Source organism: Chryseobacterium sp. SIMBA_038 (assembly GCF_046535115.1).
In the GTDB taxonomy this organism is placed as follows: domain Bacteria; phylum Bacteroidota; class Bacteroidia; order Flavobacteriales; family Weeksellaceae; genus Chryseobacterium.
Genome location: NZ_JAWRXH010000003.1, coordinates 446,762 through 459,316 on the forward strand (window position 1 = coordinate 446,762; position 12,555 = coordinate 459,316).

Sequence of the window (12,555 nt, forward strand, 5' to 3'; positions counted from 1 at the left end):
TGAGAGCAACCTTTATATAGTTTTAATTAAGATAAAAATTATTTCACCTGAAGCACAGATCTTGTGTGACTAAAGTTTTCAAAGCTGTATTTCCCGTGATATTTTCCCATTCCGGAAGTTCCTACACCACCAAAAGGCAAATAATGAGAACCAACATGCACAATTGTACTGTTGATTTCTGCATCGCCGCTCGTTGTACGGTTCAGAATATCATCTGCAAATTCCTGATTTTCGCTGAAAATATATAATGCTAATGGCTTCGGACGATTATTTATTTCCTCTAAAGCTTCATCAATATCAGAATATGTCATAATTGGAAGTATCGGTCCGAAAATTTCCTGTTGCATCACTTTATCATCCCAAGTTACGTTATCCATTAAAGTAGCTTCGAAATGGCGACTTTCAAGATCATAATTTCCGCCATAAATTACTTTTTCCGGAGCTACATCAAGGTAACCTGCAAGGTTTTTAATTTGATTCTGATTAACAATTTTTCCGATTTTCCCCAAAGATCCATCTGGGTAAGTTGTTTTTAAATAAGCTTTAAATTTTTCAATAAAAGCATCCTTCACAGATTCATGAATGTAAATATAGTCTGGAGCAACGCAAGTTTGCCCGCAATTGATCCATTTTCCGTAAGAAATTCTTGCAACGGCTTTGTCAAGATCTGCATCTTTATGGACAATTGTTGGCGATTTTCCTCCCAATTCAAGAGTTAGCGGGATTAATTGTTCAGCCGCAGCTTTCATGACGATTTTTCCAACATTTGGACTTCCTGTAAAGAAAATATAGTCAAATGGAAGGCTTAATAATAAAGTGTTTTCTTCAATAGCTCCCTGAACTACGGCTACATAAGCTTCGTCGAATGATTCTTTTACAATATCTTCAAGAACTTTCGCTACATGAGGTGTATTTTCAGAAGGCTTTAAGATAGCTGTATTTCCCGCGATCAAAGCTCCGATTAGCGGACTGAAAGTCAACTGAACAGGGTAGTTGAAAGGGCCAATAATATAATTAACACCATAAGGTTCATGAATTATTTTACTCGTCACTTCTGCTCCCGAAGAGTGTGGTTTTGATTCTGCTGGAACGGGTTTTGCCCATTCGTCAACATTTTCTAAAAGATAATCAAGCTCACTGACAACGATCTGGATTTCTACATATTCTGCTTCCTTACGGCTTTTCCCTAAATCTATATCTAAAGCTTCACAAAGAGCATCAGTATGACTTAAAAATACTTCTCTGAATTTTCTCAGTTGAGTTTTTCTGAATTCAATATCTTTAGTTTGATTGGTTTTAAAGAAAGCTTTTTGCTTTTCAAATATTTCTCTTATTTTCTGTTCCAGTTCTGTATTCATTTTTATTTATTTTGATGATTGCAAATTTAAAACGATGCAATTTTTTGATTGAAAATTGTTAAGCAAATTTATTGTTAAAAATTAAATTGCGTGCAATTTAATTTAAATTTTATTCTAATTGAATTATTGATGTAGCCTATAATATAATGTAGATTTTCAATGAAAAATTAATGCCAATAGTTTTTCTGAATATTAAATCGAGTTTAATTTTTAAAAATTGAGCGAAGATTTTTTATCTTTGGAACATGAATTGGGAGAACATCGCCGGACAGGAAAATCTGAAAAAACTTCTTAAAGACAGTATCGCTGAAAATAGAGTGAGCCACGCCCAGCTTTTCATAGGAAAAGAGGGTTACGGAACGCTCCCCATTGTTTTGGCATATGCAAAAGAAATTTTGAAAGGTGAAAACGAGCACGCAGCATCAAAAGTGGAACATTTAAATCACCTTGATCTGCATTTCAGCTTCCCGGTTTTTACGGATAACAGAAACTCTTTAAGCAAAAATAAGTTTGAAGAATTCAGAGAGATGATCATGGCTTCACCGTATGCAAGCTATGATGATTGGACGGCTTTTCTGGAGTCTGAAAATAAGCAACTCTTTATTTCTGCAGATGAAGTTGATGATCAAAATCAAAAATTCTCTCTTAAAAGCTTTGAAGGCGGAACTAAAATTTTGATTGTCTGGAGAGCAGATAAAATGAATATTGCAGCTTCCAACAAGTTCCTGAAATTTTTGGAGGAACCACCTGCAAAGACAATTATTCTCCTTACAGCTGAAGATATTAATGATATTCTTCCGACAATTCTTTCCAGAACGCAGGTTGTGGAGATCCCAAGAATTAATGATAACGACATAGAAAATTATCTTAAAAAGAATTTTTCTGTATCTGATGAAAAGGTTAGAGAAATTGTTCACCAGGCTCAGGGAGATTTGAATGATGCCATCAAGCTTTTAAACTCAGAAAATAAAAGCGATGAGTTTGAAAAATTATTTGTTCAATGGGTTCGTGATGCATTTATGGTGAAAAAGAAACCTGAATTTCTTAAAAGTATTATTCTTTGGGCAAGAGAAATTGCAGGCTGGAACAGAGAAAAACAAAAGAATTTTTTGAATTACTGTTCTGAGATTTTCAGATTGGCCTTACTTCAAAATTATCAGTCGGAAGCTCTTGTTTACAAAAAAATTGACGCCAACGGTTTTAACTGGGCAGGATTTTCAAAATTCATCAGCGGAGCCAATATCGAAAGTATTCTGGAAGAAATTTCAACAGCCGATTTACATTTAACCCGAAACGGAAATCCTAAAATAATCTGGACAGATTTAGGAATAAAATTATCAAGATATATTCATAAAAGCACATAAAAATAAACTCCGGCATTATTGTCGGAGTTTATTTTTTTCATTAAAAGAGAATTATTTATCATTCATTTTTAGCACAATTTTCTTTCTCAGATTAACATTTTGGGGATAGTCTCTATTTAAAATGGATAATTCAATAGATAGAATTAATAATGTTTTATTCATATCAGTTTAAATTTAATTAACGGAAATCTAATACTATTCAGTGAGTTACATTAAGGAATATTAAATTTTTAATTAAATAATCAATCAATCGTTTGATTTATTGAAAATCTTGTGTAAATTTGCACCTTGAAAAATGAGAGTATAATGATTTCAAAAGAAGAAAATATATTGTTCGCTGCCGAGAAGCTCTTTGCTGAGAAGGGTTTTGAGGGAACTTCCACCCGGGAGATCGCAAAAGCCGCGAATGTAAATATTTCTATGATATCTTACTATTTTGGTTCTAAAGAAAAACTGTACGAAAAATTAGTTGAATACAGAATGAGTGAAGGGCAATTCTTTTCCAAGGATATTTTGGAAAGAACCGACATTAATGAATGGGAAAAAATAGAAAAAATAGTAGATCAGTTTGCAGGAAGAATAAGACATCAAAAATGTTTTTACAGAATCATGCAGAGAGAGCAGTTACATGCAGAGAATCCTCAGATCGTTGAGTTTCTTAAACAAACGAAAATGGGTTTTATTGCCATGTATTCAAAGATTTTAGAAAGTGGTTTAGAGAAAGGTGTCTTCACAAAAAATCCTCCTATTTATCTGCTTCATACAACAGTAAGTGGGACATTATTCTATGCATCCAATGCAAAAGAAATGTATAAAGAATTTTTAAATGATACTGAAGATGAAGAGGTTTTTGATGAAAAATATTACACGGAACTCAATAAACATATTAAATATATACTAAAAGACCTTTTAGGTTATGAAGAGAATAAATAATTCAGTTCTTGCACTTTCTCTATTTATAGGAATTGCAAACATAAATGCTCAGGAGAAAAAACAACTCACCCTCGATGAAGCTGTGCAGTTGGGAATCCAAAACAGCAAGAGCCTAAAGATTGATGCAGCTAAAATTGAAGAAGCTACCGCAGATCTTTTGGAAGCAAAGAACAAACAACTTCCTGAATTGAAAGTTTCCGGAAGCTATATGTATCTTCCCATTAAACCAACGATTGATCTGAAACTTTCGACCGGATCAGGTGCTGGTGCAGAAAGCCCGACAGTACATCAGGTTGCTTATGGATCTGTGAATCTTAGTGTTCCGATCTACAATGGTGGAAGAATTAAATATGGTATTCAGTCTGCAAAATATTTGGTGGAAGCATCAAAATTAAGCACAGAAAATGATAAAATAGCAATCGCTTACAATGTTGCTCAGGCTTATAATAATTTATTTAAGGCGAATCAGTCAATTAAAGTTTTAGAAGAAAATCTTACTGCTTCTCAAAAAAGAGACGAGACTTTTCTTAAACTTGAAAATAATGGAGTTATCGCTAGAAACGACCGTTTAAAGGCAAATCTTCAGACTTCAAATATCGAATTGCAATTATTGGAAGCAAAAAACAACTACAATATTGCCAATATCAACATGGATCTTTTATTAGGATTAGCTGATAATACGGAAATTGAAGTTGATCAAAATTATATCGACGAAGGTTCTGATGTAAAAGCAGTTGACTTCTATGTAAACGAAGCCAGAGAAAACCGTAAAGATTTACAGGCTTTGGCTCAACAAAGAAAAGCGGCTGAGTTGGGATCTAAATCGGCAAAAGCTGAAAATCTTCCTTCAATTGCATTCACAGGTGGTTATGTAGCTGCAGATATTCCAAAATTTCTTACCCTTTACAATGCAGTAAATGTTGGAGTTGGGATCTCTTATAATCTATCAAATCTTTGGAAAGAAAATTCTTCATTAAGACAGTCTCAGGCAAGAGAAAAGCAATTAGCTGCCAACGATGAATTATTGAATGACAATATTAAGCTTGACGTAAACAGAGAATATCAAAACACAGATTATTCTAAAAAGAGAATCGCAGTGTATGAAAAAGCTGCTGAACAGGCTAATGAAAACTACAGAATTACAAAAAATAAATATGACAACGGTTTGGCTACCATGACCGAATTGTTGGATGCAGATGCAGCACAGATTTCTTCAAATGTTGGAGTTATTAATGCAAAAGCAGATGCAGCATTGGCTTACAGAAAACTATTACAAACTACAGGAACTTTAACAATTAAATAAGATTAAGACCAAAAATGGAAAATAATAATACACCAGTAACTGAACCTAAAAAGAAAAAAAGTTTAGTTTTCCCAATCATTTTAGCGGTTGTCGTAGTAGTGGGAGGGATCTACGGATACAGAACATATTCTTACGGACAGCTTCATGAAGAAACTGACGATGCTCAGATTGCTTCTAACATGAGTCCTGTGATTTCTAAAGTTTCAGGATATGTAACGCAGGTGAAAGTAAAAGATAATCAGTTCGTTAAAAAAGGAGATACTTTGGTTATCCTTGATAACAGAGATCAAAAAATGGCTTTGGTACAGGCTGAAGCAGCTTTAACGACTGCAAAAAGCAATATTTCAAATGCTCAGGCAAGTACTACAGCAACGTCTAAAAATATAGGAAGCTCACAAGCGGCTGTTACAACGGCAAATGCTCAAATCGAAGCTGCAAAAGTAAACGTTTGGAAAACAAATCAGGATTTGAAAAGATATTCTGTTTTGGTAAAAGACCACTCAATTACAGAACAACAATATGAGCAGGCTTTAGCTGCAAAACAATCTGCAGACAGACAATTACAGGTTTTGGTTGATCAGAGAAATCAAATTGCTCAACAAACAGGCATCGCTTCTTCTCAAACGGCTGCAAGTTCTCAACAAATCAGTGTTGCAGGTTCAGTAGCTAAACAAAGAGAAGTTGACGTAGAAAATGCAAGATTGAATCTTTCTTACACAATCATCCTTGCTCCGGAAGACGGATTTGTTGGAAAAGTTCCAATTCAGGCAGGACAGTATTTACAGGCAGGATCTCAGTTATTCAGCTTAGTTAAAAATGATCAAAAATGGGTTGTTGCTAACTTTAAAGAAACTCAGGTTGACAAAATGGTAGAAGGTCAGAAAGTAAAAATCGAAATCGATGCTTTCCCAGACACAGAATTTGATGGAGTCGTAAGTTCATTCTCTCCGGCTACAGGTTCTACATTCTCTATTCTTCCTCCGGATAACGCGAGTGGTAACTTCGTAAAAGTTGTACAAAGACTTCCTGTGAAAATTGACTTTGTAAAACTGGATCCAAACGTTGCTAAAAGACTAAGAACAGGAATGAACGTGAAAGCCGAAGTTTCTTTGAAATAATATTTAAATAAGTGGATTGTCAATTTTGCTGAAGCAAGTCAATTGTGAAAAGAAAATGAAGCAGTAAAGTTGATGATGAAGTTTGATGCCGATCTTGTGGAAGGATTCAGTGATGAAGAAGGAAATGAGGTCATGAAGATGATGTTGCAGATGGAGTTCAATGGAGAAGTATATGAAGTTGAAAACTGACAAACGAAGTTGATATCGGTTTTGTAGATGAAAATCAATCATGAAGTTGGAAAATGAAGTCGTAAAATTGACCATGGAGTTGATTAATAACTGACAATTCACTTTTAAAAAATAATTAAAAATAATAAGGAATTAAGGGATTTAGAAATTGATGCTTGATTTGAATTATTTAAATATTTAATAATTTGCTGAGCTTAATAAAGAACAAAGTTAGTTCGTAAAAATGCTTGTTCTTATTTCTAAAATTTCTAGATCTCATAATCTCTTAATTTTTTAATACCTATAAAAAACTATGGAAGATTCATTAGTAGAATATGGAGCCCGAAGAGTGATCATTACGATCACGGCTATTCTTTGTGCTTTGCTTGAAATTGTGGATTCCACGATTGTGAACGTTGCCCTGAACGAGATGAAAGGTAACCTGGGATCTACACTTTCTGAAGTGGGTTGGGTAATTACGGCGTATGCCATTGGTAACGTAATTGTGGTGCCGATGACGAGTTGGCTTTCTCAACAGTTCGGACGAAGAAATTACTTTGCCGCTTCTATTATCATATTTACTGTGTTCTCATTTTTATGTGGTAATGCAGATAATATTTGGGAGTTGGTATTCTTTAGATTATGTCAGGGAATTGGAGGTGGAGCCTTATTGGTAACATCACAGACCATTATCACAGAATCTTATCCGATTGAAAAAAGAAGTATGGCTCAGGCTATTTATGGTTTGGGAGTAATTATTGGCCCGACGTTAGGTCCGCCATTAGGAGGTTATATTGTTGATAATTTTAGTTGGCCGTATATTTTCTATATTAATATTCCAATCGGGATTGCAGCGACTTTAATGACATTACAGTTTATAAAAAGTCCGAAATATGCTGAAAAACGTAAAGCTTCAGATGTAGACTGGTTAGGAATTGCTTTATTGGCGATTACCGTAGGTTCATTACAATATATCTTAGAAAGAGGTCATGAAGAAGACTGGTTTGCGAGTGGATGGATTGTATTATTTACCGTATCAGCAGTCTTAGGATTTATATTATTCCTCTGGCGAGAACTTACGTTTAAATATCCGATTGTAGAACTTAGGGTTTTGAAAAACAGTAATTTAAGAATCGGAACGGTGATGTCCTTTGTATTAGGATTTGGGTTGTATGGTTCAACATTTATTGTTCCTTTATATACTCAGAGTATCTTGGGGTGGACGGCTTTAGAATCAGGAGCGTTAATGATTCCGGCGGCATTAACAACCGCTTTCATGATGCCAATTATTGGTAAGTTGCTTTCGAAAGGAGTAAAACAGCAGATTTTAGTATCGTTAGGATTATTTACGTTTTTCGTTTATAGCTTCTGGGGATATAAAATTCTAACTCCGGATACCGGTAAAGATGCATTCTTCTGGATGTTGATGGTAAGAGGAGCAGGATTAGGATTATTGTTTATTCCAATTACCTCTTTATCATTAAGTACTTTGAAAGGTCAGGAAATTGGACAAGGAGCAGCATTTACAGGGATGATGAGACAGTTAGGTGGATCTTTCGGGATCGCGGCTATCACAACATTTATTGCGAATGCCAGCCAGAAATACAGAGTTAACTTGGTTTCCCATTTAGATTCCAATGATTTTGATGTCCAGCAAAGATTGGCAGGTTTAAAAGCAAGTTTCATAGCAAAAGGAATGACTCCCGATGCAGCAATGAATGCAGCCTACAAAATGCTGGATCTTACGGTCACAAAACAGGCAACAGTGTTGTCTTACATGGATGTTTTCCTTTATTTAGGAATTGCTTTCCTGGTTTGTATTCCGTTTATCTTATTAGTAAAAGAGCGAAAAAGCAAAGAAAAAATAGATTTAAGTGGTGTACACTAAATTTTATTGAAATAAATACAAATCCTCCGAAATTTTTCGGAGGATTTTTTGTGGGAAAAGGTTTTATTTAATGGAAATGCTTCGACTCCGCTCAGCATGACATCGCTAAAAATTTACGGTTAGAATAATGCAGTTAGTATTAGCAATGTCATCCTGAGCGAAGTCGAAGGATCTAAACTTAATATTTTTAACATCTTAACAAAACCTTAATGGTTCAAAAAAACTATCATTTAATTCTCGCCGTCCATTCAATTCCACTAATATCAATTAATTTCAACGTATGAATCTCATCTTTTTGAGCAAAAATCTCATCAATTTTAATGGTTAAATCAGCTTTTGCTCCAAGCGGAATAATCAAACTATATTTACCATTTTTCACTTTTGCTACATAATGATTGTTAATATTTTCTTTTGAAAACTTTGAAAGTTCGGTTTGATCTAATGTTTTTAAAATATCTCCTTTTTCATTTAAAATATGAATTCCGATGAGGAAAGAGCCATAAACATCCACACCTTCCGTTCTGTAAACCTCAAACTTTAAATCTGAATTTTTAAGCGAAATATTAGAAATTTCAATCTTTGGTTTTACCGATTTATTATGCAAAGTTCCCCAAACTCCACCATGAAAATGTTGATTGGTATAAAGCGTAAGTCCAAAAATAAGGAGTGATCCGATCAATACAAAAAGCTTAGGATTCAAAATAGGAAATGTCCCTGAACCTAACCATTTGAACCCTATTTTCTGAGTGAAATTAAAGTCTTTTTTCAAGAAATATTGATCCAGTGAATAAGAACCGCTTCCTGTTAAAAATAAGGTAAATCCACCTGCAATTCCCAGAACTCCTATTTGCCATTCATCCAAACAGGTTGTTCCTATCCAGCCTGAACCTAATAAAATTCCCATCGCAAGACCAAAAATCCCGATGCTCATTAATCTGGTGAATAACCCTAAAATAATAAACAATCCGACAACCGCTTCAACAATGGTAAAAGTAACCATCGAAGTGTGCAGAGCTTCAGGATGGGTCACCAAATATTCGATAATAGGTTTGATGCCTAAAGCATTGGGTAAAAAATGATTAAATTTTTCTCCGATATATCCTGCTTCATCTGGATCGAGTTTGTTTTCAAGAACGAGTCTGCGCCAAAAAGCTGAGAAGTAAGTCCACCCGATAACCATACGGATCGACAACGTATATAAACCAGCCATATCAGTAGGCTGATTGGTATTATTTTTCATTGAATTGATATTTTACTAAATAATTGATTGTTAAAAAAATGATCTTAGAACTTAATCTAAACCAAATTCAACCTCAATTGTTTAAATAAAATATATTTTGGCGGACTGTTTCCGCTAGTCGTTCCGGAATATTTGTTTTGAAAAATAATATTCTCAGAAAAATGTAAAACTGAGTTTAATTTAAAAGTAAAAACTTCATTAAACTTAAAATCTGCCTTTGAAACTGAAGTTTTTGAAGAAAAATTATGATGAGCAAAATCACAATTTACCGTTGGGCTAACTGTTGTTTTTACTTTGTTTAAAGTACTGAGATGCTGAATGTCAAAAACACCTAAAATATCTCTTTTTACAGAACATGGCGACAACGAGAAAGCCAAAAGTAGAATGACTACAATTGTTTTATAAAAATTAGTATAGGTTCTGGTGATTGGCATCTTTACAAAACTACGGTTTATTTAGAGAATATTTTAAAGTCTTTTTTTAATAGATCTAATAGTTCTTTAAATGAAATTAATTCATCGACGTTAGGATATGTTTTTAGATAATCTTCAGGATTTGAATAGGAAAATTCATTTTCATTTTCTCCAGTTTTAATTTTTACAGTATATGAAATACCATCCATAATACGAGTAGTTTGTGTTGAAGATGTAACTTCTCCATCAATTACTTCATAGTCATGCATATGCTTTTTTAATTTATATTTAAAAGTTTCCCATTTAGAAAGACAAACAACATCAGTATCTAAAATTTGAGCCCAAATTAATTTTGGATTTTTTAATGAATTTAATATTGTTTTATCTACAATAATCTTGTCCTCTTTATTTCCTGAAATGACAAAAGTTTTATAAAGTTCAGCTTTCCAGTTTTCTTTGTCGTCTTGATAAAATCTGAATAGTTCTAAACCTGTCGAAATAGCATATTTTTTATAAACCCTAATCTCATTGGTATTGAATTTCAGGTTTTCGATTTTCAAAATTTTATCATACTCCTGAATAGTTTGAGCTGATAAAGTGTTTATTGAAATGATTATGAAGAGTAGAAAAAATAATCGAAGCATTTTAAATTTTATTTAAATATGAAAGCCAAATTATCATTGGTGACTTTAATCGCTAAAATACTTATTTTTAGTATAGTTTTCAAAAAAATCCATTTTCGTCAAAACAGCTACAACCAAACTCAATTTGGCTACTTTTAAATCCTGACTTCTGAGCAACTTTGCAGTATAAAATTTACTATAATGCAAAAAACAATTTTTATCACAGGAACCTCATCAGGTTTAGGAAAAGCAACTGCGAAATTATTTCAAAGTAAAGGCTGGAATGTGATTGCAACCATGAGAAATCCCGAAGCCGAAACAGAGCTTACCCAACTGGAAAACGTAACGGTTTTAAAGCTTGATGTTGCCAATCCACAAGAACTTAAAGAAACGATTGATTATGTTCTTGAAAACTATAAGGTGGATGTAGCTTTAAATAACGCCGGATACGGTTTGGTAGGACCTTTGGAAGCTTTTACGGATGATCAGATCAAATTGCAGATTGAAACCAATTTGATGGGAGTTATCAGAATTACAAAAGCTTTTACACCTTATTTCAGAGAAAGAAAAGAGGGTGTTTTGATCAATATTACTTCAAGTTTTGGATTGATTGGTTTTCCAACATGCTCCATTTACAGCGCAACAAAATTTGCGGTTGACGGATTTTCAGAATGTATGGGTTACGAATTAGCCCAATTTGGAATTAAAGTAAAAATAGTAGCTCCCGGAGGAATACAAACCGATTTTGCCGGACGTTCTCTGGATGGAGCTCAACATGACGCTTATCAAAAATTAATGAGTAAAGTTCAGGAAGGATACAGTCCGGAACAGGTTGCAAATTATTCCACACCGGAAGATATTGCCAATGTTGTTTATGAAGCAGCTACAGACGGAAAAGATCAGTTAAGATATGTTGCAGGAAAAGACGCCAATGCTTTATATAACGAAAGAGCAGAAATCGGAGCCGAAGCTCAGGTACAGAAAATAAAATCGGATTTTAAGTTTTAAAGGTCAGAAGTCAGAAGACGGAAGCTTGAAGTTAATTTGTGGCCTTTATACTTCTAGCTTCGCGCTTCCAACATCCATCCAAAATTTTTCCCTCCAGACAAACAGTTGTCACAATCTCAACTTATATTTGTAGTATGAAAACCAGCCAATCACCAGTTCATTTTCGATCTTTGTCGGTTTTGCATGAAGCAATGGGCATCTCGGCGCCGTTGCATCCTTTGATCAGTATTATTGATTACGGAGAAACACGTTTTGATCCTAAAAGTTTTAAAAATGGAACGAAATCGGATTTCTATAAAATTTCATTTAAAACAAAATTCAACGGAAAAATCCGGTACGGACAAGGATATTATGATTTCGAAAATGGCGGAATGTCTTTCGTGTCACCCGGTCAGATCCTCAGAATGGATAATGAAGAAGCCGATTACAGTGGAATGTCTTTACATATTCATCCCGATTTCATCAGACCTTATTCTCTATTGAAGAAAATAAAAGACTATACTTTTTTTTCCTATTCTGCTGCGGAAGCTTTGTACCTTTCTGAAAAGGAAAAGAAAACGATTTCTGATGTTTTTGAAAATATTCAGAATGAATTGAATGAAAGGATAGACCAGTTCAGTCAGGATGTTATTATTTCTCAGATAGAATTGTTGCTGACTTACAGCAATCGTTTTTATAACAGACAATTTATCACCAGAAAATCTGTCAATAATGATTTGTTGTCTAAAATGGAAGATCTTCTGAATGATTTTTTCGATAAAGAAAAAGGAATAAAAGGGCTTCCGACAGTTGAATTTGTAGCGTCACAACTCAACCTTACGCCAAGATATTTGAGTGATATGCTTCGCCATCATACAGGACAGAATGCGCAACAGCATATTCATGATAAATTGATCGAAAAGGCTAAAGAATATCTTTCGGAATCTCAATTTTCGGTTTCTGAAACAGCTTATCAGCTCGGTTTTGAGCATCCGCAGTCTTTCAGTAAATTATTTAAAAAGAAAACAGAAATTACGCCCAACGAATATAAACAATCTCTTCAAAAATAGAATAATGGATCAGTAATTTTAATGAATATTAAAAACTGATATCCTATTTTTGATTAAGTAGATAATATTTAAATAAAAAAGCCTGTTCAA

Annotated in this window: 11 protein-coding genes; 7 read left to right on the top strand and 4 right to left on the bottom strand. The window is 33.9% G+C overall.

Annotated features, from left to right (window positions below; all coding sequences use genetic code 11):
• Positions 1 to 38: 38 nt before the first annotated feature.
• A complete protein-coding gene (gene mdlD / locus SB689_RS13015; protein WP_410692557.1) occupies positions 39 to 1,358 on the bottom strand; it encodes an NAD(P)-dependent benzaldehyde dehydrogenase MdlD in 1,320 nt (439 codons plus the stop codon).
• Positions 1,359 to 1,603: 245 nt separating this feature from the next.
• Here mdlD and SB689_RS13020 point away from each other — a divergent pair, with 245 nt between their 5' ends.
• From SB689_RS13020 to SB689_RS13040, 5 genes are all read left to right on the top strand, one after another.
• Positions 1,604 to 2,722, top strand: a complete 1,119-nt coding sequence (locus SB689_RS13020) for an ATP-binding protein (RefSeq protein ID WP_410692558.1) — start codon at positions 1,604 to 1,606, stop codon at positions 2,720 to 2,722.
• Between the two features lie 306 nt (positions 2,723 to 3,028).
• Positions 3,029 to 3,655: a TetR/AcrR family transcriptional regulator gene (locus SB689_RS13025; protein WP_410692559.1), complete on the top strand. Its 627-nt coding sequence runs from the start codon at positions 3,029 to 3,031 to the stop codon at positions 3,653 to 3,655.
• Complete coding sequence (locus SB689_RS13030; RefSeq protein ID WP_410692560.1) at positions 3,639 to 4,958, top strand: TolC family protein; 1,320 nt, start codon at positions 3,639 to 3,641, stop codon at positions 4,956 to 4,958. Before SB689_RS13025 ends, SB689_RS13030 begins: the two co-directional genes overlap by 17 nt.
• A 14-nt stretch (positions 4,959 to 4,972) precedes the next feature.
• On the top strand, positions 4,973 to 6,076 hold the full coding sequence (locus SB689_RS13035; RefSeq protein ID WP_410692561.1) for an HlyD family secretion protein: 1,104 nt from the start codon (positions 4,973 to 4,975) through the stop codon (positions 6,074 to 6,076).
• A gap of 481 nt (positions 6,077 to 6,557) precedes the next feature.
• Positions 6,558 to 8,132, top strand: coding sequence for a DHA2 family efflux MFS transporter permease subunit (locus SB689_RS13040; protein ID WP_410692562.1), 1,575 nt, complete (start codon positions 6,558 to 6,560; stop codon positions 8,130 to 8,132).
• 226 nt (positions 8,133 to 8,358) lie between these two features.
• Here the strand turns inward: SB689_RS13040 and SB689_RS13045 are convergent, their stop codons facing one another.
• From SB689_RS13045 to SB689_RS13055, 3 genes are read right to left on the bottom strand one after another with little or no spacing between them, the layout of a single operon-like run.
• Entirely contained in the window at positions 8,359 to 9,372 is a 1,014-nt protein-coding gene (locus SB689_RS13045) for a TQO small subunit DoxD (protein WP_410692563.1), read from the bottom strand.
• 56 nt (positions 9,373 to 9,428) lie between these two features.
• Positions 9,429 to 9,806: a hypothetical protein gene (locus SB689_RS13050; protein ID WP_410692564.1), complete on the bottom strand. Its 378-nt coding sequence runs from the start codon at positions 9,804 to 9,806 to the stop codon at positions 9,429 to 9,431.
• A 17-nt stretch (positions 9,807 to 9,823) separates the two neighbouring features.
• Positions 9,824 to 10,345, bottom strand: a complete 522-nt coding sequence (locus SB689_RS13055; RefSeq protein WP_410692565.1) for a hypothetical protein — start codon at positions 10,343 to 10,345, stop codon at positions 9,824 to 9,826.
• 264 nt (positions 10,346 to 10,609) lie between these two features.
• Between SB689_RS13055 and SB689_RS13060 the strand changes: the two genes are divergently transcribed.
• Positions 10,610 to 11,416 carry an SDR family oxidoreductase gene (locus tag SB689_RS13060; protein ID WP_410692566.1) on the top strand — a complete coding sequence of 269 codons (807 nt, stop codon included), beginning with the start codon at positions 10,610 to 10,612 and terminating at the stop codon, positions 11,414 to 11,416.
• A 134-nt stretch (positions 11,417 to 11,550) separates the two neighbouring features.
• Positions 11,551 to 12,465, top strand: coding sequence for a helix-turn-helix domain-containing protein (locus SB689_RS13065; protein WP_410692567.1), 915 nt, complete (start codon positions 11,551 to 11,553; stop codon positions 12,463 to 12,465).
• Positions 12,466 to 12,555 lie beyond the last annotated feature (90 nt).

What these genes read in the sequence shown, in the direction of transcription:
- mdlD (WP_410692557.1), bottom strand. Translation starts at nt 1,358, where the DNA reads ATGAATACAGAACTGGAACAGAAAATAAGAGAAATATTTGAAAAGCAA.
- SB689_RS13020 (WP_410692558.1), top strand. Translation starts at nt 1,604, where the DNA reads ATGAATTGGGAGAACATCGCCGGACAGGAAAATCTGAAAAAACTTCTT.
- SB689_RS13025 (WP_410692559.1), top strand. Translation starts at nt 3,029, where the DNA reads ATGATTTCAAAAGAAGAAAATATATTGTTCGCTGCCGAGAAGCTCTTT.
- SB689_RS13030 (WP_410692560.1), top strand. Translation starts at nt 3,639, where the DNA reads ATGAAGAGAATAAATAATTCAGTTCTTGCACTTTCTCTATTTATAGGA.
- SB689_RS13035 (WP_410692561.1), top strand. Translation starts at nt 4,973, where the DNA reads ATGGAAAATAATAATACACCAGTAACTGAACCTAAAAAGAAAAAAAGT.
- SB689_RS13040 (WP_410692562.1), top strand. Translation starts at nt 6,558, where the DNA reads ATGGAAGATTCATTAGTAGAATATGGAGCCCGAAGAGTGATCATTACG.
- SB689_RS13045 (WP_410692563.1), bottom strand. Translation starts at nt 9,372, where the DNA reads ATGAAAAATAATACCAATCAGCCTACTGATATGGCTGGTTTATATACG.
- SB689_RS13050 (WP_410692564.1), bottom strand. Translation starts at nt 9,806, where the DNA reads ATGCCAATCACCAGAACCTATACTAATTTTTATAAAACAATTGTAGTC.
- SB689_RS13060 (WP_410692566.1), top strand. Translation starts at nt 10,610, where the DNA reads ATGCAAAAAACAATTTTTATCACAGGAACCTCATCAGGTTTAGGAAAA.
- SB689_RS13065 (WP_410692567.1), top strand. Translation starts at nt 11,551, where the DNA reads ATGAAAACCAGCCAATCACCAGTTCATTTTCGATCTTTGTCGGTTTTG.